The 22,428-nt window shown below is 41.8% G+C and carries 23 protein-coding genes; 15 read left to right on the top strand and 8 right to left on the bottom strand.

The genetic code is table 11. The features are described 5' to 3' along the window. Positions 1-31: 31 nt before the first annotated feature. From HMPREF9009_RS23140 to HMPREF9009_RS23120, 5 genes are all read left to right on the top strand, one after another. On the top strand, positions 32-1,291 hold the full coding sequence (locus tag HMPREF9009_RS23140) for a phosphoglycerate kinase (protein WP_004300866.1): 1,260 nt from the start codon (positions 32-34) through the stop codon (positions 1,289-1,291). A gap of 117 nt (positions 1,292-1,408) precedes the next feature. Beyond that, positions 1,409-2,386: an ABC transporter substrate-binding protein gene (locus HMPREF9009_RS23135; RefSeq protein WP_049703498.1), complete on the top strand. Its 978-nt coding sequence runs from the start codon at positions 1,409-1,411 to the stop codon at positions 2,384-2,386. 18 nt (positions 2,387-2,404) lie between these two features. Next, entirely contained in the window at positions 2,405-3,448 is a 1,044-nt protein-coding gene (locus tag HMPREF9009_RS23130; RefSeq protein ID WP_049703497.1) for a porin family protein, read from the top strand. 155 nt (positions 3,449-3,603) lie between these two features. Continuing rightward, entirely contained in the window at positions 3,604-4,788 is a 1,185-nt protein-coding gene (locus HMPREF9009_RS23125) for a DUF418 domain-containing protein (protein ID WP_015533017.1), read from the top strand. A gap of 7 nt (positions 4,789-4,795) precedes the next feature. Next, entirely contained in the window at positions 4,796-7,003 is a 2,208-nt protein-coding gene (locus HMPREF9009_RS23120) for a tetratricopeptide repeat protein (RefSeq protein ID WP_083444245.1), read from the top strand. Between the two features lie 143 nt (positions 7,004-7,146). Here HMPREF9009_RS23120 and HMPREF9009_RS23115 read toward each other — a convergent pair whose 3' ends face one another. The 5 genes from HMPREF9009_RS23115 to HMPREF9009_RS23095 form a co-directional block, all read right to left on the bottom strand. Beyond that, the gene (locus HMPREF9009_RS23115) at positions 7,147-7,728 is read right to left on the bottom strand and encodes a Maf-like protein (RefSeq protein WP_004314224.1); all 582 of its coding nucleotides are present in this window, start codon (positions 7,726-7,728) and stop codon (positions 7,147-7,149) included. A 190-nt stretch (positions 7,729-7,918) separates the two neighbouring features. After that, the gene (locus tag HMPREF9009_RS23110) at positions 7,919-8,440 is read right to left on the bottom strand and encodes a KdsC family phosphatase (RefSeq protein ID WP_008026011.1); all 522 of its coding nucleotides are present in this window, start codon (positions 8,438-8,440) and stop codon (positions 7,919-7,921) included. Then, the gene (locus tag HMPREF9009_RS23105; protein WP_049703496.1) at positions 8,421-9,215 is read right to left on the bottom strand and encodes a Rossmann-like and DUF2520 domain-containing protein; all 795 of its coding nucleotides are present in this window, start codon (positions 9,213-9,215) and stop codon (positions 8,421-8,423) included. Before HMPREF9009_RS23105 ends, HMPREF9009_RS23110 begins: the two co-directional genes overlap by 20 nt. A gap of 7 nt (positions 9,216-9,222) precedes the next feature. Next, positions 9,223-9,558, bottom strand: a complete 336-nt coding sequence (locus HMPREF9009_RS23100) for a hypothetical protein (protein WP_007756900.1) — start codon at positions 9,556-9,558, stop codon at positions 9,223-9,225. A gap of 2 nt (positions 9,559-9,560) precedes the next feature. Next, positions 9,561-10,097 carry a nitroreductase family protein gene (locus HMPREF9009_RS23095; protein ID WP_049703495.1) on the bottom strand — a complete coding sequence of 179 codons (537 nt, stop codon included), beginning with the start codon at positions 10,095-10,097 and terminating at the stop codon, positions 9,561-9,563. Positions 10,098-10,276: 179 nt separating this feature from the next. Between HMPREF9009_RS23095 and HMPREF9009_RS23090 the strand changes: the two genes are divergently transcribed. Then, complete coding sequence (locus HMPREF9009_RS23090) at positions 10,277-10,501, top strand: hypothetical protein (protein ID WP_008771321.1); 225 nt, start codon at positions 10,277-10,279, stop codon at positions 10,499-10,501. Positions 10,502-10,589: 88 nt separating this feature from the next. Here the strand turns inward: HMPREF9009_RS23090 and HMPREF9009_RS23085 are convergent, their stop codons facing one another. Then, positions 10,590-11,132, bottom strand: a complete 543-nt coding sequence (locus tag HMPREF9009_RS23085; RefSeq protein ID WP_004300877.1) for a beta-class carbonic anhydrase — start codon at positions 11,130-11,132, stop codon at positions 10,590-10,592. A gap of 150 nt (positions 11,133-11,282) precedes the next feature. Here HMPREF9009_RS23085 and HMPREF9009_RS23080 point away from each other — a divergent pair, with 150 nt between their 5' ends. The 6 genes from HMPREF9009_RS23080 (at position 11,283) to HMPREF9009_RS23055 (ending at position 17,013) form a co-directional block, all read left to right on the top strand. After that, positions 11,283-12,281: a GNAT family N-acetyltransferase gene (locus tag HMPREF9009_RS23080; protein ID WP_049703494.1), complete on the top strand. Its 999-nt coding sequence runs from the start codon at positions 11,283-11,285 to the stop codon at positions 12,279-12,281. A gap of 175 nt (positions 12,282-12,456) precedes the next feature. Further along, positions 12,457-12,861, top strand: a complete 405-nt coding sequence (gene mce, locus HMPREF9009_RS23075; protein ID WP_002561104.1) for a methylmalonyl-CoA epimerase — start codon at positions 12,457-12,459, stop codon at positions 12,859-12,861. Positions 12,862-12,889: 28 nt separating this feature from the next. Then, a complete protein-coding gene (locus HMPREF9009_RS23070) occupies positions 12,890-14,443 on the top strand; it encodes an acyl-CoA carboxylase subunit beta (RefSeq protein WP_004300890.1) in 1,554 nt (517 codons plus the stop codon). Between the two features lie 31 nt (positions 14,444-14,474). Continuing rightward, positions 14,475-15,395 carry an OadG family transporter subunit gene (locus HMPREF9009_RS23065; protein WP_004314216.1) on the top strand — a complete coding sequence of 307 codons (921 nt, stop codon included), beginning with the start codon at positions 14,475-14,477 and terminating at the stop codon, positions 15,393-15,395. A 24-nt stretch (positions 15,396-15,419) separates the two neighbouring features. After that, positions 15,420-15,851 carry an acetyl-CoA carboxylase biotin carboxyl carrier protein gene (locus tag HMPREF9009_RS23060; RefSeq protein WP_004300895.1) on the top strand — a complete coding sequence of 144 codons (432 nt, stop codon included), beginning with the start codon at positions 15,420-15,422 and terminating at the stop codon, positions 15,849-15,851. A 1-nt stretch (position 15,852) separates the two neighbouring features. Further along, entirely contained in the window at positions 15,853-17,013 is a 1,161-nt protein-coding gene (locus HMPREF9009_RS23055; RefSeq protein WP_049703493.1) for a sodium ion-translocating decarboxylase subunit beta, read from the top strand. 186 nt (positions 17,014-17,199) lie between these two features. Here HMPREF9009_RS23055 and HMPREF9009_RS23050 read toward each other — a convergent pair whose 3' ends face one another. Further along, the gene (locus tag HMPREF9009_RS23050) at positions 17,200-18,204 is read right to left on the bottom strand and encodes a class II fructose-bisphosphate aldolase (RefSeq protein WP_004311395.1); all 1,005 of its coding nucleotides are present in this window, start codon (positions 18,202-18,204) and stop codon (positions 17,200-17,202) included. Positions 18,205-18,637: 433 nt separating this feature from the next. On the opposite strand from HMPREF9009_RS23050, the gene HMPREF9009_RS23045 reads away from it, so the two are divergent. Next, a complete protein-coding gene (locus HMPREF9009_RS23045; protein ID WP_004300906.1) occupies positions 18,638-18,892 on the top strand; it encodes a type B 50S ribosomal protein L31 in 255 nt (84 codons plus the stop codon). Between the two features lie 80 nt (positions 18,893-18,972). On the opposite strand, the gene HMPREF9009_RS23040 is transcribed toward HMPREF9009_RS23045, so the two are convergent. Next, positions 18,973-20,187, bottom strand: coding sequence for an ATP-binding protein (locus HMPREF9009_RS23040; RefSeq protein ID WP_004300908.1), 1,215 nt, complete (start codon positions 20,185-20,187; stop codon positions 18,973-18,975). A gap of 193 nt (positions 20,188-20,380) precedes the next feature. Between HMPREF9009_RS23040 and HMPREF9009_RS23035 the strand changes: the two genes are divergently transcribed. Next, positions 20,381-20,788: a hypothetical protein gene (locus HMPREF9009_RS23035; protein WP_004300910.1), complete on the top strand. Its 408-nt coding sequence runs from the start codon at positions 20,381-20,383 to the stop codon at positions 20,786-20,788. A gap of 731 nt (positions 20,789-21,519) precedes the next feature. Beyond that, positions 21,520-21,951 carry a hypothetical protein gene (locus HMPREF9009_RS23030; RefSeq protein WP_049703492.1) on the top strand — a complete coding sequence of 144 codons (432 nt, stop codon included), beginning with the start codon at positions 21,520-21,522 and terminating at the stop codon, positions 21,949-21,951. Positions 21,952-22,428 lie beyond the last annotated feature (477 nt).

Genomic DNA, 22,428 nt, shown 5'->3' with positions numbered 1-22,428 from the left:
TAAAAACACTTTTAAATAAAAATAGAGTATTATGCAGACAATTGACAAATTCAATTTTGCCGGTAAAAAGGCATTTGTTCGCGTGGACTTCAATGTACCCCTGGACGAAAACTTCAACATTACAGATGACACTCGTATGCGTGCAGCTCTTCCTACTTTGAAGAAGATCCTGGCAGACGGCGGAAGCATCATCATTGGCTCTCACCTGGGCCGTCCGAAAGGCGTTGCCGATAAATTCTCTTTGAAACATATCATCAAGCATCTGTCTGAATTACTGGGCGTTGAAGTTCAGTTCGCAAACGACTGCATGGGCGAAGAAGCTGCTGTAAAAGCTGCTGCTCTGCAACCGGGAGAAGTGCTGTTGCTCGAAAATCTTCGCTTCTACGCTGAAGAAGAAGGCAAACCAAGAGGTTTGGCTGAAGATGCAACTGACGAAGAAAAAGCTGCTGCCAAGAAAGCAGTAAAAGAAAGCCAGAAAGAATTTACTAAGAAATTGGCTTCTTACGCTGACTGCTACGTAAACGACGCATTTGGTACTGCTCACCGTGCACACGCTTCTACAGCATTGATCGCTAAATATTTCGATGTAAACAACAAGATGTTCGGTTACCTGATGGAAAAAGAAGTGAAAGCCGTTGACAAAGTATTGAACGACATCAAACGTCCGTTCACTGCTATCATGGGTGGTTCTAAAGTTTCTTCTAAAATCGAAATCATCGAAAACCTGTTGAGCAAGGTAGACAACTTAATCATCGCCGGTGGTATGACTTATACATTTACTAAGGCAATGGGTGGTAAAATCGGTATCTCTATCTGTGAGGACGACAAACTTGACCTGGCTTTGGATTTGATGAAGAAAGCAAAAGAAAAAGGTGTAAACCTGGTATTGGCTGTTGACGCTAAGATTGCTGACGCATTCTCTAACGACGCAAATACTAAATTCTGTGCTGTTGACGAAATTCCTGACGGATGGGAAGGTCTTGACATCGGTCCTAAGACTGAAGAAATCTTCGCTAACGTTATCAAAGAATCTAAGACTATTCTTTGGAACGGTCCTACAGGCGTATTCGAATTTGACAACTTCACTCACGGCTCACGTGCAGTAGGTGAAGCAATCGTTGAAGCAACCAAGAACGGCGCATTCTCACTTGTGGGTGGTGGCGACTCTGTAGCTTGTGTTAACAAGTTCGGTTTGGCTAGCGGTGTATCTTACGTTTCAACCGGTGGTGGCGCATTGCTCGAAGCAATCGAAGGAAAAGTTCTTCCGGGTATCGCTGCTATTCAAGAATAATAGAACTAGATAATTAGTTAATTTTTTAAATAGTTAATGATAAGAGGGCAGTTCTTTGTGAAAAGAGTTGCCCTTATTTATAAAAAACGGAGTTCCTCTTATTTACAAAAACGAGGTATGAAAAGACCGATACTACTCTTTTGGTTCATCCTTCTCTTCCTTTACTCCTGTCAGAGTAAAAAAGGAGACGGCTCTTTTTTACCTCTAACCGAACTGCAACCACTCACCCTGGGCATGATGCCTACACTGGACGGACTCCCTTTCCATATAGCTAAAACACAAGGTATCTACGATTCATTAGGGCTGAACCTGACTATTCTTTCATTCAACTCTGCCAACGACCGGGACGCTGCTTTCCAGACCGGGAAAATGGATGGCATGATTACCGACTATCCCAGCGCAGTAGTGCTGCAAGCTATCCATCATGCTGATCTAGGGCTCGTCTTGAAAAATGATGGTTATTTCTGCTTCATTGTCTCTAAAGAAAGTAATATCAACCAACTGGAACAACTTAAAGAAAAGAATATAGCTGTGTCACGCAACACAGTTATCGAATATGCTACCGACCAGTTATTAAGCAAAGCCGGAATCAGTCTTTCAGAAATGAATATGCCGGAAATCGGCCAGCTTCCTCTCCGGCTGCAAATGTTGCAGTACAATCAGATTGACGCCTCTTTCCTGCCCGACCCTGCCGCATCCATCGCCATGAACAGCCAACATCGTTCATTGGTAAGTACACAGGAATTGGGCATTGATTTTACGGCTACCGCTTTTTCACGAAAAGCGCTCAACCAAAAAAGAAAAGAAATCGAACTACTCATCACAGGTTATAATCTGGGAGTAGATTATATAAAAATGCATCCACAGAAAGAATGGGAGCAAGTGCTGATAGAAATAGGTGTACCGGAAAATCTGACAGGACTCGTCGCCCTCCCCAATTATCAAAAAGCAAAACGCCCTTCGGCTGAAGGGATAGATAAAGCTATACACTGGTTGAAAGAAAACCATCGAATCTCCGAAACCTACTCTGAAAAGAATCTGATTGACACAACGTATATCCCCACAGTATCAACCATAATACAGTATCAACCATAATCAAATAACAACTAACTCATGCGAAAAACACTACTCCAACTCTTAACCTTTGTATTATGCATTACAGGTATGCAAAATCCTCTCCTGGCACAGGAGCAGACACCACTAAATCAAGTTGTCAACACACTGAAAGAACGGATTAGTCTCTCCGGATATGCCCAATTGGGATATACTTATGACGATGCAGCGAACCCGGACAATACATTCGACATCAAGCGAATTATTTTCATGGCACACGGAAAGATCACCAAACGGTGGACTTGTGATTTTATGTATGACTTCTACAATGGGGGCATGTTACTCGAAGTGTATACCGATTATCAGTTTCTCCCCGGACTTACGGCACGTATCGGTGAATTCAAGGTTCCTTATACCATAGAAAATGAATTATCTCCTACCACAGTAGAACTCATCAATTGTTATTCACAGTCGGTTTGTTATCTGGCGGGAGTAAGCGGTAGCGATAAGTGTTACGGAATGACGTCCGGACGGGATATCGGTATGATGCTTCACGGAAAATTATTTCGCGACTTCCTGCAATACAAAGTGGCTGTAATGAACGGACAGGGATTGAACACCAAAGACAAAAACAGTCAAAAAGATGTAGTCGGTAACTTGATGGTTAATCCGCTGAAATGGTTATCCGTAGGTGGTTCGTTTATCCGCGGAACAGGACATGCCATAGCAGATTCGGAATATACCGGAATTAAAGCCGGAGAAAATTACGCCAAGAAACGCTGGAGTGCAGGAGGGGTTGTCACCACTTCCACCTTTAATCTGCGCACGGAATATCTTGCCGGAAAAGACCGGAGTGTGAAAAGCGAAGGTTTCTATGCAACAGGCAGTGTACGCTTCGCCCGGAATTTCGATTTCATCGCTTCGTTCGATTATTTCAACCCGAACAAAGCTGCTGATTTCAAACAGAACAACTATATTGCAGGCGTACAATACTGGTTCTATCCCAGATGCCGGTTACAAGCACAATATACCTTTTGCGACAAGAAAGGAGACGGACAAAAAGACTCCAATCTGATACAGGCACAGGTGCAGGTAAGGTTTTAAATTAAGTATCAATTAAGTATTAAGTATCAATTAAGTATTAAGTATCAAGTATTAAGTATTAGCATCCGGTATTAGGGCTGGAGTAGCAGTATTAAAACAGCGGAATCAAATAATTATAGAATATCAACCTTATAAATAACAGAAACGAAGAAATCATGGAACACAAAATCGCGGAAACCAACGCCCGAATAGACGTGGCCGACGTATTAAGAGGATTAGCAGTAATGGGAATTATTCTCTTACATAGTATTGAACATTTTAATTTCTACTCTTTCCCGGAAGAAGTACCTTTTGAATGGATGAAATTTACCGATCAGGCTATTTGGAGAGGATTATTCTTCACATTCAGTAACAAAGCATACGCTGTGTTTGCCCTGCTCTTCGGTTTCAGTTTCTACATTCAAGACAACAACCAACAACGAAGAGGGAAAGATTTCCGCTTGCGTTTTTTATGGAGATTATTCATTCTCTTCATGATAGGACAGTTCAATGCCGCTTTCTTTACCGGTGAAATATTGACTATGTATGCGATTTTAGGAATTATCCTTCCGATATTCTGCCGGATGAGTGACCGCACGGTTGTCATCTTCGCTACTTTATTAATTCTACAACCTATCGACTGGGTGAAATTGATTTATGCTTTGTGTAACCCTGACTATGTGGCAGGAAAAAGTTTGGCAGGTTATTATTTCAGCATTGCTTTCGACGTACAAAAGAACGGAACTTTCCTCGAAACAGTCCGCATGAATATGTGGGAAGGACAACTGGCCAATATGACCTGGGCACTGGAACATGGACGTATCTTACAGACACCGGGATTATTCTTATTCGGAATGCTTGTCGGTCGCCGCAAATATTTCCTGTACAGCGAACAGAACGAACGCTTGTGGTTAAAGGCATTGGCCGTTTCGCTTCTCTGCTTCTTCCCCATCTACGGATTGAACAATATGCTGCCGGAATTCATCGAACGAAGTGCCATCCTTGTTCCCTTGCAATTGATATTAAGTTCATTCAGCAACCTTAGCTTCATGGTATTGCTGGTAACGGGATTACTGCTGACTTTCTACCGTGTGAAAGACCGCAGTTTCTTTATGCGTTTCACATCTTATGGTAAAATGAGTTTAACGAACTACCTCGGGCAATCTATTTTCGGTTCTCTTTTGTTCTATCATTGGGGATTTGAACTTGGACGATATTTAGGAATCACTTACAGTTTCCTTTTTGGCATCCTTTTTGTTCTATTACAAATGGTATTTTGTTCGTGGTGGCTCCGACACCATAAGCACGGTCCTTTTGAGGGTCTCTGGAAACGTTTGACCTGGATTGGAAAAAATAAATAATTAAAGAATGATGAACGAAAAAACGATTAATGAACAATACGCATATATACGTACTTTACTTGAAGAGAAAAGACTCAAAGAAGCCTTAATGCAGTTGGAATCTTTGCTGTGGCAGTGTCCTGACTGGGATTTGCGCACTCGCCTGGAACAATTGCAGACTTCCTACAAATATATGCTAGAATACATGAAACAGGGAGCAAACGACCCTGACCGGTGGAATCTGTATCAAAAAATGGTAGCAGACACCTGGGGAATTGCCGACCAATCACGTTTGCTCATGTTGGACAACGCTTCATCAAGATATTATCATGAGGTACGCCGCACTCCCAGATCGGCGGACTTGTCGAACTATGGTATCAAAACAATATTACACATATTGGAGTCATTTAATGACGACTTGGCAGTCAGCGGACTACTGTCTGACGAAAAGATGGATGAAGTATTAAGACGGCATGAAGATACGCTCAAGTTTATGTTTATAAGAACATGGACAAACAGTGCATGGACTCCCGAGGACGAGGAAGACGCAAAAGCTATGCTTGCCTCGGAATTACTTCCGGGAGATGACTTATGCTTATTTGTCAGTGCCCTCACATTGAGCTTGATGGAATGTTTCGACTTACGAAAAATAATGTGGCTGCTCAATGCTTACGAACACCCTAACGTCAACGTCAGCCAACGGGCATTGGTAGGTACAATGATTATCTTCCACATCTACAGAAGCCGTCTTTCTTTTTATCCGGAACTTATCAAAAGGGTAGATCTCATGGAGGAAATACCTTCATTCAGAGAAGACGTCGCACGTATTTACCGCCAAATGCTATTGTGTCAGGAAACGGAAAAAATTGATAAGAAGATGAGGGAAGAGATTATTCCTGAAATGCTGAAGAATGTTTCCTCCATGAAAAATATGCGATTCGGTTTTGAAGAAAACGATGAAGAAAACAATGATATGAACCCGGATTGGGAAGATGCGTTCGAGAAGTCCGGCCTGGGAGATAAATTGCGTGAAATGAACGAATTGCAATTAGAGGGCGCAGATGTGTATATGAGCACTTTTGCCGCATTGAAAAATTATCCATTCTTCCGCGAGGTGCATAACTGGTTTTATCCATTCAGCAAGCAACAGTCCAATGTACTCAAAGCAATGAAACAAGCGGGAAATCAGGGAGGCAGTCTGCTGGATTTAATTCTTCAATCGGGCTTTTTCAGCAACAGCGATAAGTACTCGCTCTTTTTCACGATTCATCAATTGCCACAGTCGCAACAAGATATGATGTTGAGTCAGTTGAACGAACAGCAGGTGGCAGAATTGGCAGAGAAATCGAATGTTGAAACAATGAAGAGGTTCAATGAACGTCCGGGAACGGTCAGTAACCAATACCTGCACGACTTGTACCGTTTCTTCAAACTTAGTGTACGCAAGAGTGAGTTCAGAGATATTTTTAAAGAGAAGCTCGATCTTCATCACGTTCCTGCACTCGACAATATCTTGTATTGGGAAGATGTATTGTTCCCCATTGCCGATTTTTATCTGGCAAAGGAACGTTGGGACGAGGCTATTGAAATTTATGAAGAACTGGAGTCTATTGGAGGATTCGAAGGAGAAAGTGCAGAATATTATCAGAAGTTTGGCTATGCATTACAGAAAAGAAAGAAATATGCAGAAGCTATTCAGGCTTATCTGAAAGCAGACACGCTGAAGCCGGATAATATTTGGAACAATCGCCACCTGGCTATTTGTTACCGGTTAAACAGAAACTATCAGGCTGCACTCACTTATTATAAAAAGGTAGAAGAAGCTGCTCCGGAAGATACCAATGTGACTTTCTATATCGGTAGTTGCCTAGCTGAACTGGGACAATATGAGGAAGCTCTGAATTATTTCTTCAAGTTGGATTTCATCGAGAACAATTGTATAAAGGCGTGGCGCGGCATCGGTTGGTGCTCGTTCATCAGTCAGAAATATGAACAGGCGATGAAATATTATGAAAAGATTATTAAACAAAAGCCGCTGGCTATTGATTATATGAACGCAGGGCATGTGGCCTGGGTAATGGGAGATATTCAGAAAGCTGCCGTTTTCTACGGAAAAGCCATTACAGCTAGTGGGAACCGGGAAAGATTCCTGGAGATGTTCCACAAAGATGAAGAATCCCTTCTCACACAAGGGATTCGAGAAGAGGACATTCCTCTGATGTTGGATTTATTATAGTCTCCTGCATCCTTCAATTCGGGATATTCAGTAAATATCCCTGCTTAAGAATACAGAAAAAGGCTGCCTCATTTTCTATTTTGAGGCAGCCTTCTCATATTATTGGGGTAAGTAGAAATATTCAGATAGATTCAGGATCCTTACTATAACTTTTTCAACTCTCCATACAACTTCTGTATGGGAAGTCCCATAATATTATAGAAGCTACCTGAAATTGATTTCACACCGATATACCCGATCCATTCCTGGACACCATAGGCTCCTGCCTTATCCATCGGCTGATAGAGGTCGACATAATACTGGATTTCATCTTCTGACAAGACATCAAACAATACTTCGGAAGAAGCGGTAAAGCTTTTTTGCCATTCGGTAGTAGTCAAGCAAACACCTGTGAAAACTTGATGAGACTTTCCCGAAAGAGCACGAAGCATTTCAATGGCTCCTTCCCTACCTTCCGGTTTTCCAAGTACTTTTCCATCCATCCAGACAATGGTATCTGCTGTAATCAATAATTCTCCCGGCTGCATCATGGTACGGTAGGCACCTGCCTTTTCACGAGCAATATATTCGGGTATTTCAGCACCAACCAATGTATCCGGATATGACTCGTCTACATCCGGCAATGTTCTGACTACATAGTCCACTCCCAAGCCTGACATCAATTCTTTCCGACGGGGAGAATTGGAGGCTAGTATAATCTGATATTTCTTTAAATTATCAAGCATGATTTTATTTACAATTTGACGATTTACGATTTACGATTGAAAATACTATTTATTGATGATTGAAGAATGTTTCTGTTGATAATTAAGAGCGATTTCGTTGACGGTCAAGAGTACTTCTATTAACATCACCGGATTAATTTACAGAGATACTCCAATCGTAAATCGTAAATTGTCCAATCGTCTAATTCATTCACCAGCCGAAAGCATCTTCTGCCATCCACAGACCATGAGCTTTTAGAACTTGCTCCACCACATCACGTCCGCAGCCACGTCCGCCGTCTGCATAAGAGATATACTTTGCTACGGATTTCACTTCCGGCACGGCATCTTTCGGACAACATGGAAGTCCACATTCACGCATCACTTCAATATCCGGAACATCATCGCCCATATAGAGAATTTCATCATCGGTCAGTCCGTATTTATCACGAAAATCACGATAATCGTGTATCTTGACGGCAGATCCCATATACAGATCCTTCACACCCAGTCCTTCAAAACGGATACGCACTGCTTCTGTACGGCCACCGGTGATGATGGCTATGTGAAGTCCTTTTTTCACAGCCAACTGGATGGCGTACCCATCTTTGATATTCACGGTACGCATCGGCTCTCCGGAAGGATGCAAAGGTACGGTTGTCGAACTCAATACTCCGTCTACGTCAAAAGCTAAAGCCTTGATACGAGATAAATCATAGTTGATGGTGCTCATGGATACTTTTGCTCATTAGTTTATATATATCCTGCAATGCCGGAGAATCTACCAACATGGCAAGATGATTGTTCATCACATTCTCATCGTAACGAACAGCGGGTCCGGTCTGTGCATCACGTGGTGCCAGTTCGTGTACTTTACGTGCCGTTTCGTCTATCAGCGGAAGCATAACATCGAAAGGCAAATTATATTTTTCAAGCAAATCAGCAGCTAATGCATACATGTGATTTGTGAAGTTGCAGATAAAAACAGCAGCCAAATGAAGGCTTTTACGTTGCTCGGAAGAAGCTTCGTAAACTTTCTCTGAAAGAGTGGCGGCAACAGCTTTCAAGAACTCTACATCTTCCGGTCGTTTCGCTTCAACAAAGAAAGGCACTTCCTGAAAACTGACCTCACGTTGTTTGCTGAATGTCTGCATCGGATAAAATACTCCATACCGTTCTGCATGCCCTTCCCAAATACTCATCGGGATACTTCCCGCGGTATGCACCAACAAAGAATTCTGTTTCCCTTCTGTTATCTGCGACAACAAATCTACTAAAGCGGCATCTTTCAAAGATACAATATACAATTTGGCATCTTTGGAGATTTCCTGTAAATCTGTAGTATATTCAGCTTCAACTTTCTCGGCTAAAGTACGGGCAGATTCCATGGTCCGGCTATATACCTGCACAATACGGAAGCCTTTATGATAGAGAGCCTTCGCCAGATTAGTAGCCAGATTACCTGCGCCGATAAACACAATCGGTGTATCTTCTATACTTCTCTTCATTATTTCTTTACCGTTTTGCAAACCAGAATAAAATGATTCCGATAATGAGCAGAGTCAATGGCAGCAGATACCCGGATAACGAACCCAGCAATGACATAACCAAGCCGATATTCATCACTAGCCAAAGACCAAGTAACACAAAACCAATTGATTTGTCGCGTTTAAAAATAAGAAAACAGATCGAAGCATACAATAACATATTGTCCTTATTCATCACCCAAGGTAGCCCGAGGGTAGAGAAATGAATCAGTTTATCAATCAGATAAAGTGCTCCGATAACGATAAAGGTAACAGCGGTAGCCAAATAAGTATCTTTGCTGTTACTCGCTTTAGCAGCTCCCATATTTATTTTCCTCCGAATTTATTTATGTGAATTTTCTCCCATTGAAGATGTTCTTCGTTGAAAGGTTTACGTTCCATCCCTTTATGTCCGATAGCAATAACGGAAAGAATTTGAAGTTGCAGAGGAATACCCAGGATTCCATGAACAAATTCATCGGAAGGCATTCCAGTAGCAGTGAAACGTTCACGGACCTGCACCCAGCAGCTTCCCAAGCCGAGATCTTCGGCCTGCAACTGTATCATGATAGAAGCAATAGAAGCATCTTCAATCCAAACATCACTGGCCAACGGATCGGCCATTACCACAATTGCCAAAGCAGCCTCGGCAATGAATGAAGAAGCCTGTTCCTTACAATGAGACAAATCTTTCAATACCTCTTTATCATCAATCACTACAAACTGCCAACTATTACTACGTTTGGAAGAAGGAGACATCAAAGCTGCTTTCATCAACGTAACTACCTGATCTTGTGTCAACTCTTCATCGGTGAACTTCCGCATACTACGACGGTTCTTTATTAATTCACTGAAATTTTCCATATTATTTCCGGTTTCATTTGATTAATGTATGCAAAGATAATGCAAACCGAGCGTAATAGGAAATAAAAGTATCTTTTTCATTTCTATTGTCGGAAGGGAATCTATGACATGAAAAGAGTGCCAAATACTCCACTAAATGAAGAATATATTGTATCTTTGCACAGATAAATAATTTCATTATGAAAAAGCGAATTACACAAGACGATTACATTAAAGCGAATCGTAAAGCCAGCCGTGAGGCAGAAATTGAGATGTACGGGCACCCTATTTGTCACAAACGAGTGCACCAGTCAAAGAAAGTATATAACCGCAGAAAGATAAAGGCAGCCGATAAAAAGCTGCCTTATTTTTTTGCCTTCAAAATAGCGTCACTATCCTCCAGACATAGCGACACTATACAATAGGAATAGCGTCACTATCATGATAGGATAGCGTCACTATATTTAGGGGATTAAAAAAGAAGTTTATCTATTTACCTATCTATCTAATAATCTATACAATCCGAGTTAATTCCCCGGTCGTAGAATCAATAATAAACCCGTAGACTGTCACATCTGAAGGGATCAAAGGATGACGCACGATAAAATCTACCGTTCCTCTCACCGACTTTTCCGTATCTTCGAAGCCATCCAGCCACGAATGAAAGTCAACTCCGCAGAAACGCATCATGTCAATATAATCCGGATTGATCCCGCGTGCTTTCATTTTTTCGAGCATTACTTCACTGTGCATGTGGCAAGCTCCACAGTCAGAATGAGCAATCACCATTATTTCCTCTACCCCCAACTCAAAAATAGCTACAAGTAAACTACGTATCACGCTACCGAAAGGATGGGAAATAACGCCACCTGCATTTTTTATCATTTTCACATCGCCATTCTTAATTCCTAATGCGGCTGGAAGCAAAGCAGTCAGTCGGGTGTCCATACAGGAAAGAATAGCTATTTTCTTATCGGGATATTTATTAGTAATATACGATTCGTATCCCTTGTTCTCAACAAATTGCTTGTTGTAAGCTAAAATTTCTTCTAACATAGTTCCGCTTTTTAAAAGTTCTGTTCGATTACGCAAAGATAGAAAAAATATATAAAGGTGCATTTTTTACAACTATATATATCAAGCAGCTCCAACAAATTCTCCGTTTTGTTGTTGAATAAAGAATAAAAAGTGTAAATTTGTACCTAGATGCCACTTAAACTAACCACATATTATCATGGGAAGGACATTCCTGAATTGCCGGGAAAAAACGCCTTCCATTCCAAAGAGTTATTTCAGATTTATGAAGCGACTCCGGGCTATACTCCTTTATTAATAGTGGCAACAGAAGACGGCAGACCTGTGGCACGCCTGCTTGCCGCCATCCGCAAAGCGAAAAAGTGGCTTCCCTCCTCATTAGTGAAGCATTGCGTAGTATATAGCGAAGGTGAATTTCTGGATGAGTCGCTTTCGACCAACAAAGAAAAGGCAGAAGAAATCTTTGGCGATATGCTCGAACATCTCACACAAGAAGCATCGCGTAGCTGTGTCCTGATCGAATTCCGGAACCTCAATAATTCGATGTTCGGCTATCGGGTTTTCCGTGCCAATGATTATTTCCCTGTCAATTGGCTGCGGGTACGCAATTCGCTGCACAGTATGAAAAAGACGGAAGACCGATTCAGCCCGTCACGCATCCGTCAGATAAAAAAAGGACTCAAGAATGGAGCCAAAGTAGAGGAGGCACATACCGTGGAAGAAATACACGATTTCTCACGGATGCTGCACAAGGTTTATTCCTCCCGCATACGCAGATATTTCCCAGCCAACGACTTTTTCCGTCACATGAACGATATGCTAATCAAAGGACAACAGGCAAAAATATTCGTAGTAAAATACAAAGAGAAAATCATTGGCGGTTCCGTCTGTATCTATTCGGGAGATGACGCCTACCTTTGGTTCTCCGGAGGAATGAGAAAGACATACGCACTTCAGTATCCGGGAGTGCTGGCCGTTTGGAAGGCATTGGAAGACGCCCGCCAACGGGGATTCCGCCACATGGAATTTATGGATGTAGGACTTCCGTTCCGCAAACACGGTTATCGTGATTTCGTTCTCCGATTCGGAGGAAAGCAAAGCAGTACCCGCCGCTGGTTCCGTGTCAATTGGAATTGGCTAAACAAACTCTTAGTCAAATTTTATATCTAAATGTAATCTCAAGATTGCAAAACGACTCTCCATGCTCCTTCCCTACCATTTTTTCTGTTTAATAATCCAATAATTAAATGCAGAAATATTTCTTTATTAGGTAAGAAATGTCTTTCTTTGTGCTGTTTTATGCCATATAAGCACATGATTAAAACCAAATAAAAAAAGTATAGTTATGAAGATTTCACACATTGAACATCTGGGCATTGCTGTAAAAAGCATCGAAGAAGCCCTTCCTTACTACGAAAATGTATTAGGTCTGAAGTGTTACAACATTGAAACAGTGGAAGATCAGAAAGTAAGAACTGCTTTTTTAAAAGTAGGCGAAACCAAAATTGAACTGTTGGAGCCGACTTGCCCGGAGAGTACTATTGCCAAATTCATTGAAAACAAAGGTGCAGGTGTTCACCATGTAGCCTTTGCTGTAGAAGATGGCGTAGCCAATGCTTTGGCAGAAGCAGAAAGCAAAGAAATCCGCCTTATCGACAAAGCTCCCCGCAAGGGTGCTGAAGGTTTGAATATTGCTTTCCTTCACCCGAAATCAACTTTGGGCGTGTTGACAGAACTCTGCGAACATTAATCATAAACTCTAAAACCAACAAGAACTCATGAGTAATCAACTTGAAAAAATTAAAGAGCTTATTGAACGCCGTGCCGTAGCACGTATCGGAGGCGGCGAAAAAGCAATTGCGAAGCAACATGAAAAAGGGAAATACACAGCACGCGAGCGTCTGGCTATGCTGCTTGACGAGGGTAGCTTCGAAGAAATGGACATGTTCGTTGAGCACAGATGCACGAACTTCGGAATGGAGAAAAAACATTATCCGGGAGACGGTGTAGTAACCGGCTGCGGTACAATCGAAGGACGTCTGGTATATGTGTTCGCACAGGACTTCACTGTTTCTGCCGGTTCACTGTCAGAAACGATGTCATTGAAGATTTGTAAAATTATGGATCAGGCCATGAAGATGGGTGCTCCTTGTATCGGTATCAACGACTCGGGTGGTGCACGTATCCAGGAAGGTATCAACGCTTTGGCAGGTTATGCAGAAATCTTCCAACGCAACATCCTTGCTTCAGGTGTTATTCCGCAGATTTCCGGTATCTTCGGTCCTTGTGCCGGTGGTGCTGTTTATTCTCCGGCTCTGACCGACTTCACGCTGATGATGGAAGGCACTTCTTATATGTTCCTCACCGGACCGAAAGTGGTGAAGACCGTTACAGGTGAAGACGTTAGTCAGGAAAACCTCGGTGGCGCAAGCGTTCACTCCACTAAATCGGGTGTAACTCATTTCACCGCCCAAACAGAAGAAGAAGGTTTCGAACTGATTCGCAAACTGTTGAGCTATATTCCTCAAAACAACCTCGAAGAAGCTCCTTATGTAGATTGCACAGACCCAATCGACCGTCTGGAAGATTCTTTGAACGATATTATCCCCGACAGCCCTACTAAACCGTATGACATGTACGAAGTGATCGGCGCTATTGTGGACAACGGTGAATTCCTTGAAATCCAGAAAGATTATGCAAAGAATATCATCATCGGTTTCGCCCGCTTCAACGGACAATCGGTAGGTATCGTTGCTAATCAGCCTAAGTATCTGGCTGGTGTGCTCGACAGCAATGCATCTCGTAAAGGCGCACGTTTCGTTCGTTTCTGCGATGCATTCAATATTCCTATCGTATCGTTGGTAGACGTACCGGGATTCCTTCCGGGAACAGGTCAGGAATACAATGGCGTTATCCTTCATGGTGCTAAACTGTTGTATGCTTACGGTGAAGCTACTGTGCCTAAGGTTACTATCACATTGCGTAAATCTTACGGTGGTTCTCACATCGTAATGAGCTGTAAGCAACTTCGCGGTGACATGAACTACGCATGGCCTACTGCCGAAATCGCAGTAATGGGTGGTGCAGGAGCAGTAGAAGTATTGTACGCACGCGAAGCCAAAGATCAGGAAAACCCTGCTCAATTCCTTGCAGAGAAAGAAGCAGAATACACGAAACTGTTCGCCAATCCTTACAATGCAGCTAAATATGGCTACATCGACGATGTAATTGAACCGCGCAACACACGTTTCCGTGTTATCCGTGCTTTGCAGCAGTTGCAGACTAAGAAATTGAGCAATCCGGCTAAGAAGCATGGTAATATTCCGTTGTAATCCTACTTTTCACATTAAAACAAGAACGATTATGAACAAAACCAAAATCGGAATATTCCTTTCTTTGCTGTTGCTGATTGGTCTGACTTCTTGTGGAGAGCAAAAGTCGAACAATAAGCTGGTGCTAAACGAAATCCTGATAGACAATCAGAGTAATTTTCAGGACGATTACGGATTGCACAGCGCATGGATTGAAATATTCAATAAATCATTCGGTAGCGCCGACCTGGCAGCTTGCTTGCTGAAAGTAAGCAGCCAACCGGGCGATACAGTTACTTATTTTATCCCGAAAGGTGATATACTTACCTTAGTGAAACCACGCCAACATGCACTATTCTGGGCAGATGGCGAACCTAACCGTGGTACTTTCCATACCAGCTTCAAGCTGAATCCGGAAACAGCTAACTGGGTGGGTCTGTTCGACTCCGGCAAAAAGTTGCTCGACCAGATTGTAGTGCCTGCAGGCGCTCTCGGTCCCAACCAATCATACGCTCGTGTAAGCGACGGGGCAGCTGAATGGGAAGTAAAAAGTGGAAGCGGTGACAAATACGTGACTCCGAGCACCAACAACAAGACTCTTGACAGCAATTCCAAGATGGAAAAGTTTGAAGAACACGATGCTGATGGCGTTGGAATGTCCATTTCTGCCATGAGCGTAGTATTCTGCGGATTGATTCTTCTCTTTATTGCTTTTAAGATTGTAGGAAAAGTAGCTGTTAATTTGAGCAAGCGCAACGCTATGAAATCTAAAGGCATTGACAAGCATGAAGCTAAGGAACTGTCACAGGCTCCGGGCGAAGTATACGCTGCTATTTCTATGGCATTACACGAAATGCAGGATGAGGTGCACGACGTAGAAGAAACGGTACTGACCATCACCCGCGTAAAACGCAGCTACTCACCATGGAGTTCGAAGATTTACACTTTGCGTGAAACTCCTCCCAGAAAGTAAGTCACCTTTTAAAAAGTAAAAACGATGAAAGAATATAAATATAAAATCAACGGTAACTCATATAAAGTAACCATCGGAGATATTGAAGACAACATCGCTCATGTAGAAGTGAACGGTACACACTATAAAGTAGAAATGGAGAAACAGCCGAAGCCTGTTGCGAAACCCGTGACAGTACGCCCGATGCCTAATGCTCCTGCTGCTCCTACTCAAGTAGTGAAACCGACCGCTCCGTCTACCGGAAAATCAGGAGTAAAATCTCCGCTGCCGGGTGTGATCCTCGACATCAAAGTGAATGTAGGCGATACTGTAAAGAAAGGACAGACCATTATCATATTGGAAGCCATGAAGATGGAAAACAATATCAATGCGGATAAGGACGGTAAGATTACTGCCATCAACGTCAACAAGGGAGACTCTGTTCTTGAAGGTAATGACCTCGTAATTATTGAATAATATGGGAGACTTTATAAACTTTTTAGGAAATAACCTGGCCGACTTCTGGACATACACAGGCTTTGCCAATGCTACGGTAGGGCATGTAGTCATGATTCTCGTTGGCTTGGTATTCATCTATTTGGCAATAGCCAAAGAGTTCGAACCGATGCTGCTGATTCCTATCGGTTTCGGTATATTGATCGGTAATATACCTTTTAATATGGATGCCGGGCTGAAAGTCGGTATTTATGAAGAAGGTTCTGTATTGAATATATTGTATCAGGGAGTGACCTCCGGCTGGTATCCGCCGCTCATCTTTTTGGGCATCGGTGCCATGACGGACTTCTCGGCACTTATCTCTAATCCAAAATTGATGCTGATTGGTGCAGCTGCACAGTTCGGTATCTTCGGTGCATATATGATCGCATTGGAAATGGGTTTCGACCCGATGCAAGCCGGTGCTATCGGTATCATTGGTGGAGCAGACGGCCCGACGGCCATCTTCCTTTCTTCCAAGCTAGCACCTAACCTGATGGGAGCCATTGCGGTGTCCGCCTACTCCTATATGGCGTTGGTTCCGGTGATACAGCCGCCTATCATGCGTCTGCTCACCACCAAGCACGAACGTGTCATCCGCATGAAACCGCCGCGTGCCGTTTCTCACACGGAGAAGGTGATTTTCCCGATCATCGGTTTGTTGCTGACTTGTTTCCTGGTTCCTTCCGGTCTGCCTTTGTTGGGTATGCTGTTCTTCGGTAACCTGTTGAAAGAAAGTGGTGTAACCCGCCGTTTGGCTAATACTGCCAGTGGTCCGTTGATTGATACAATCACTATCCTGTTGGGTCTGACAGTAGGTGCTTCTACGCAAGCTTCCGAATTCCTGACGCTTGACTCTATCAAGATCTTTGCTCTCGGTGCATTGTCATTTGTTATTGCAACTGCCTCCGGTGTCATCTTCGTTAAGATCTTCAATATCTTCCTGAAGAAGGGTAATAAGATCAATCCGTTGATCGGTAATGCAGGTGTTTCTGCTGTTCCCGACTCTGCACGTATCTCGCAAGTGATTGGTTTGGAATACGATTCGACCAACTATTTGCTGATGCACGCTATGGGTCCGAACGTTGCCGGAGTGATCGGTTCAGCTGTTGCTGCCGGTATCCTGCTTGGATTCTTGATGTAAGAAACATTATTATAATAGATAAGAACACCCGTGTTACATTCAGTTGTGACACGGGTGTTCTTTAATTACAGCCATAGTGTTATCTTCCCTCCGTTCAGAAACGATTAAACGTCATAAAAAAGGCTGCTACCAGTGTTCAAACCGGAGCAGCCTCTTTCTTTTATTTATGGAATAATCCGGAGATTATTACTGTGCCAATTTATTGTCAGAACCGAGCACGTTGATGATTTTGTGCTTGTACAGTTTTTCCATATTGTCACGAGCCGGGCCAAGATACTTACGTGGGTCGAATTCAGCCGGTTTTTCAGCGAATACCTTACGTACAGCAGCAGTCATAGCCAGACGAGAGTCAGAGTCGATGTTGATTTTGCAAACAGCAGACTTAGCAGCTTTACGCAATTCTTCTTCCGGAATGCCGATAGCAGCTTTCAGTGCACCACCATATTTGTTGATAGTTTCCACTTCTTCTTCCGGAACTGAAGATGATCCGTGAAGAACGATAGGGAATCCCGGAAGTTTTTCCATTACAGCGTCCAATACTTCGAAAGCCAATGGAGGAGGAACCATACGGCCAGTCTTCGGGTCGATGTGGCATTGTTCCGGAGTAAACTTGTAAGCACCGTGAGAAGTACCGATTGAGATAGCCAAAGAGTCGCAACCAGTGCGAGTAGCGAAGTCGATTACTTCTTCAGGGTCAGTATATGTGTGATGGTCGGAAGAAACTTCATCTTCTACACCAGCCAATACGCCAAGTTCACCTTCTACAGTTACGTCAAACTGGTGAGCGTATTCAACAACTTTCTTAGTCAATGCTACGTTTTCTTCGTAAGGAAGATGAGAACCGTCAATCATCACTGAAGAGAAACCTGAATCGATACAAGATTTGCAAGTTTCGAATGTATCTCCGTGGTCAAGATGAAGAACGATTTCCGGATGTGCGCAGCCTAATTCTTTAGCATATTCTACAGCACCCTGTGCCATGTAACGCAACAAAGTAGCGTTAGCATACTGACGAGCACCTTTAGAAACCTGAAGAATCACAGGAGATTTAGTTTCAACAGCAGCCTTGATGATAGCCTGCATTTGTTCCATATTGTTGAAGTTGAATGCTGGGATAGCATATCCACCTTTGATAGCCTTAGCAAACATTTCTCTTGTGTTTACCAATCCTAAATCTTTGTAATTTACCATTTTGTTTAAAGTTTATTGTTAGTGAATAAAAATTCTACGCAAAAGTAAGCATTATCCATCGAATAACGAACATCGGAAAGAAAAATATAGTAGAAAAAGGTTTAAATCAGACTGCAAAATTTAGCAGGAATACGAGTGTGACATTAGATTGTAATGTCCACCTTGCAAACTTTGGGATTTATGATTTCTGAATTCTGATTGATGCCTTCGGATTTATATCTCCTTATTTATACCTTATTTATACCTCATTTTTCATTCATTTAATCACCAAAATCTGCATAGCAAATCAGAAATCATAAATTAGAAATCAGAAATTTTAGAAAACCTTTTTCTATTTCACAGAAAAGCATTATCTTTGCGCTCTGAAAATGACCATTACACTATTTCTTACCAAAATAGTAACAGAATATAAATTAAAAAAACAGATACTGAAATGAAAAAAGGCCTTCATCCAGAATCATACCGTCCGGTAGTATTTAAAGATATGTCAAATGGTGACATGTTTTTGTCTAGATCAACTGTAGCAACTAAAGAAACCATCGAATTCGAAGGTGAAACTTATCCGTTGCTGAAGATTGAAATCTCAAACACTTCTCACCCGTTCTATACAGGTAAATCTACATTGGTAGATACTGCAGGTCGTGTTGACAAGTTCATGAGCCGTTACGGTGACCGTAAGAAGAAATAATTCGATCTTTCGTGAAAGATGAAAAAAGAGGAGATTCTCGCAGAGAATTTCCTCTTTTTCGTTTTCTATATTCCTTAACGTCAAGCATCATCCAACAAGAAATCGGCTATATGACGATGCCTGACACCCTCCACATTATCCTGCCACAAGCTGTCCATGCTAACTACATATTTAGGATAATGGTCGTTAATGGCGAGCAAAGGAGCAAACTCCCTCTCAACAGTGGCCTGTGAAGCTAACTGATACGTTACTTGCACATAAATCTTTTCTTCCCGACGGATGGCTACAAAATCCACTTCTTTATCATCCTGTTTGCCTACATACACTTCATAACCCCTTCTTTTCAACTCCAGACAGACCAGATTCTCCAACATACCTGCAATCAACCGGTCACGATAGCCCATCACGGAATAAATCAAAGAAAGGTCACTTACAAAATACTTTTCATTCGTCTGCAGAATTTCCTTTCCTTTAATATCATACCGGGGAATACGTTGAATGATAAAAGCACTTTCCAATGCATTCAGATAATTATAGATGGTATTCATATCCACCTTCCGTTGCTGACTTTTGAAGTAATCAGCTATATTTTTAGCGTTCAGCTTATTGCCTATATTATCGAAAACAAACTTCACTACCCGTTCGAGCAGCTCCACATTCCGGATATTGTGACGCTGCACCGTGTCACGAAGAATGACAGAAGAATAGATGTCGTAGACAATTTTATAGATAGCCTCATATCCATAATCGGCAGTATGTATGGCCGGAAATCCTCCCATACGGAGATATTTCTGAAATTCCTCCTTCCGGTTGAGCGTCGGATCATTGGCTTGCAAGTCATGGAAAGTCAGATATTCTCTAAAAGACAAGGTCATGACATGGAAAGCGACATACCGTCCCGTTAAATAAGTTGCCAGTTCGGACGATAACATACGTGAGTTGGAGCCGGTCACATAAATATCCGTATCCAAATCTACCAGAAGTGAGTTGACCACTTTTTCCCAACCGTCCACTTCCTGAATTTCATCCAAGAGAATATAATATTTACCCGCATCTCCCGCCTGCCCCCGAATATAAGCATACAAAGCCTTCGCCTCTTTCAGATCTATCCACTGAAAACTTTCAAAATTCAGATAGATGATACGTTCTTCACGAACTCCCCTCCTCAACAGTTCGTCACGAATCAGACGCAGCACTACCGACTTTCCACTGCGACGAATACCCGTTATCACTTTTACAAACGGCTTATCTATAAAAGGAACAATTTGTTCCATATACTGTTCACGATTAATCATATTCAAAAGTTTTTAGGGTTATAAGCACAAAGATATACTATTTTCGGAAAGTTTTTAGGGTTATAACCCTAAATAAATCCATAAATTCAGATTCTTTTAGGGTTATAAGCCGAAAAATAAATAAAAGAAATATGACTAAATCCGATTTATTACCAAATAAAGAAAGTACCTTTACCCGACTAATTAATAAAAAATGGAAATAACCGATTTAAAACAAATGACAAAGGAAGAAGTTTTCAATTTCATCAGACAACGCCTTTCTTTCAGTAAAGAGCTGCAAGAACAATTCAGGCATGTGAATAAAGACGATCTCGCAAAAGAACATCGCAGATTCGAAATGTCCGGAAATGAATCAAAGACAGGCCAATGCACGATTTTCAACACAGCGATTCTGAACGAGTTTGCCGATCTTGGCATCTATGATTATACTTCTTACCTTTTTCTCGACTTCCACAATGGCACTCCAACCGTTTATCTCAAATACTTCTCCGAAAATGAAAATTTAGAATATTCATTTACCGGATATACCACAACGGAAATCATCTTTGCAATTCTTGAACTGACTATCTTCTCCGGAAAGCCCAAAAGAAATCGCAGCTAAAAAAAGAATTGCACGGAAAGACAATGCGAGGTCAGAAGACTTTTATGGCTTTCATTTAGGCACGGATTACACGGATTTCGCGGCTTTTAGTCTAATGGAACCGTGAAATCCGTGTAATCCGTGCCTAAATAATATCAATCTTGGAGATGGTTTTACTTTTGACTCCCTCCTTTTTATCATTACATTATATTTGCCACCCACATAGCCTATTTACCATCTTTATACCATACTCTCTATTCTCATACCATATTTCCTGCATTTATTTCCTCTTTTCCATCCTATTCCGAAAAAAACATATATCTTTGTCATACGCTTTCTGCCCATCAGCGTGATGAAACAGGCAAAAGCGGTTTTTATTCCTTAATGGAGTAAATAACGTATTGTCTCTCAAACTTGAAAATTAGCAGTTCTTTGTAGAGAGAGATGATACAGCAGATACTCCACGTAGATGGTCGTATATCAACATATCGATTAGAGATGTGTTATATATAAACGTTTGGCGTGGGTGTCTGTTGTTATCATTGTCTTCTACAAGGGTGTTGCTAAGCCTCAAGTTTAGATAATGGTACAACAGCACTCACGCTTTATTGTATCCGGTCGGTTTCAACAATCCTTATACCCCAACCAATTCCCCAGCCGACCGAAATTACAAAAATCGTGGGTGTTCGTTGCACCTCTCCGGACAATACGTTATTTACTCCTTTTTTATAACACATTAAAACAAAAGCGATATGCCAAAATGGATTAGTGTAGAAAAAGCAGTGATTAAGTATCACATCGAAAAAGAAGCGATCCTGCTTTGGGTGGAAATGGGACAATTCCCTATGTTATACATAGACAATGTTCCGAACGTTGACGAAGAATGTATTCTGGAACTCTTTCGCCGAAGTAAAGCCGGCATTACAGCAGAATATATTGATACGCTGGAACAACTGTGCATAGACAAAACAATGGTCTGCGAGAAATACGCCCACATTATTCAATTGAAAGAAGAGGAAATTCAGCTGCAGAAGGAAATAAATACGTTGATAAACGAAATACAGGCAGCAATGAAGAGACAAAACGAACGAATCCGGGATTTGAAAAAAGCGATTGGAGAGAATAATAATGTTATACGTAGCGACAGTTGGATAAAAAGGCTGCGCAAAAGGTTTCAATGGTGAATAATTATCAGTGTACCAATTACCATGTGGGACATTATTGCACGGTTTTCACCACAGAGGATAAGGAGAACCCAGAGGCTATAATTATCTCTGAATTAGGACTCTGAAAACTCTATGTCCTGTGGTGAAATAGTCCATTTATATACTGATTTAAATTAAATGCTACATAGGGAAAAAATATCTATCATAAGTATCATTCATTTTAATAATCATTTCATTATCAAAAGAATAACTATGATAGATAGCTTTTTAAAAAGGTATCTATCATGCTTTTACCAGCAAAAACAGGTTATCTATCATCAACAAAATAGCCGAATAAAGGCCCTATATGCATAAGATAGCTTGTTTTTGTTGCAATGAACCTGTATAAATCCGATAATCATGGCTTGATAATCCAACTTTAACGGTGATAAGTTTATAGCCCACGCATGAAGGCTGTACAGCCCACGCTTGTAAACCATACAGCCTACAGATGCG

Source organism: Bacteroides sp. 3_1_13 (assembly GCF_001185845.1).
GTDB classification, from domain to species: Bacteria; Bacteroidota; Bacteroidia; order Bacteroidales; family Bacteroidaceae; genus Bacteroides; species Bacteroides xylanisolvens.
This window is presented reverse-complemented; position numbering and strand designations above follow the sequence as displayed.

Excerpts from the sequence above, each read along its gene's own strand:
- HMPREF9009_RS23080 (WP_049703494.1), top strand. The coding sequence starts at position 11,283 with ATGCCACTTAAACTAACCACATATTATCATGGGAAGGACATTCCTGAA.
- HMPREF9009_RS23140 (WP_004300866.1), top strand. The coding sequence starts at position 32 with ATGCAGACAATTGACAAATTCAATTTTGCCGGTAAAAAGGCATTTGTT.
- HMPREF9009_RS23045 (WP_004300906.1), top strand. The coding sequence starts at position 18,638 with ATGAAAAAAGGCCTTCATCCAGAATCATACCGTCCGGTAGTATTTAAA.
- HMPREF9009_RS23065 (WP_004314216.1), top strand. The coding sequence starts at position 14,475 with ATGAACAAAACCAAAATCGGAATATTCCTTTCTTTGCTGTTGCTGATT.
- HMPREF9009_RS23050 (WP_004311395.1), bottom strand. The coding sequence starts at position 18,204 with ATGGTAAATTACAAAGATTTAGGATTGGTAAACACAAGAGAAATGTTT.
- HMPREF9009_RS23070 (WP_004300890.1), top strand. The coding sequence starts at position 12,890 with ATGAGTAATCAACTTGAAAAAATTAAAGAGCTTATTGAACGCCGTGCC.
- HMPREF9009_RS23030 (WP_049703492.1), top strand. The coding sequence starts at position 21,520 with ATGCCAAAATGGATTAGTGTAGAAAAAGCAGTGATTAAGTATCACATC.
- HMPREF9009_RS23090 (WP_008771321.1), top strand. The coding sequence starts at position 10,277 with ATGAAAAAGCGAATTACACAAGACGATTACATTAAAGCGAATCGTAAA.
- HMPREF9009_RS23055 (WP_049703493.1), top strand. The coding sequence starts at position 15,853 with ATGGGAGACTTTATAAACTTTTTAGGAAATAACCTGGCCGACTTCTGG.
- HMPREF9009_RS23100 (WP_007756900.1), bottom strand. The coding sequence starts at position 9,558 with ATGGGAGCTGCTAAAGCGAGTAACAGCAAAGATACTTATTTGGCTACC.
- HMPREF9009_RS23130 (WP_049703497.1), top strand. The coding sequence starts at position 2,405 with ATGCGAAAAACACTACTCCAACTCTTAACCTTTGTATTATGCATTACA.
- HMPREF9009_RS23120 (WP_083444245.1), top strand. The coding sequence starts at position 4,796 with ATGATGAACGAAAAAACGATTAATGAACAATACGCATATATACGTACT.
- HMPREF9009_RS23125 (WP_015533017.1), top strand. The coding sequence starts at position 3,604 with ATGGAACACAAAATCGCGGAAACCAACGCCCGAATAGACGTGGCCGAC.
- HMPREF9009_RS23115 (WP_004314224.1), bottom strand. The coding sequence starts at position 7,728 with ATGCTTGATAATTTAAAGAAATATCAGATTATACTAGCCTCCAATTCT.
- HMPREF9009_RS23105 (WP_049703496.1), bottom strand. The coding sequence starts at position 9,215 with ATGAAGAGAAGTATAGAAGATACACCGATTGTGTTTATCGGCGCAGGT.
- mce (WP_002561104.1), top strand. The coding sequence starts at position 12,457 with ATGAAGATTTCACACATTGAACATCTGGGCATTGCTGTAAAAAGCATC.
- HMPREF9009_RS23135 (WP_049703498.1), top strand. The coding sequence starts at position 1,409 with ATGAAAAGACCGATACTACTCTTTTGGTTCATCCTTCTCTTCCTTTAC.
- HMPREF9009_RS23085 (WP_004300877.1), bottom strand. The coding sequence starts at position 11,132 with ATGTTAGAAGAAATTTTAGCTTACAACAAGCAATTTGTTGAGAACAAG.
- HMPREF9009_RS23060 (WP_004300895.1), top strand. The coding sequence starts at position 15,420 with ATGAAAGAATATAAATATAAAATCAACGGTAACTCATATAAAGTAACC.
- HMPREF9009_RS23035 (WP_004300910.1), top strand. The coding sequence starts at position 20,381 with ATGGAAATAACCGATTTAAAACAAATGACAAAGGAAGAAGTTTTCAAT.
- HMPREF9009_RS23110 (WP_008026011.1), bottom strand. The coding sequence starts at position 8,440 with ATGAGCACCATCAACTATGATTTATCTCGTATCAAGGCTTTAGCTTTT.
- HMPREF9009_RS23040 (WP_004300908.1), bottom strand. The coding sequence starts at position 20,187 with ATGATTAATCGTGAACAGTATATGGAACAAATTGTTCCTTTTATAGAT.
- HMPREF9009_RS23095 (WP_049703495.1), bottom strand. The coding sequence starts at position 10,097 with ATGGAAAATTTCAGTGAATTAATAAAGAACCGTCGTAGTATGCGGAAG.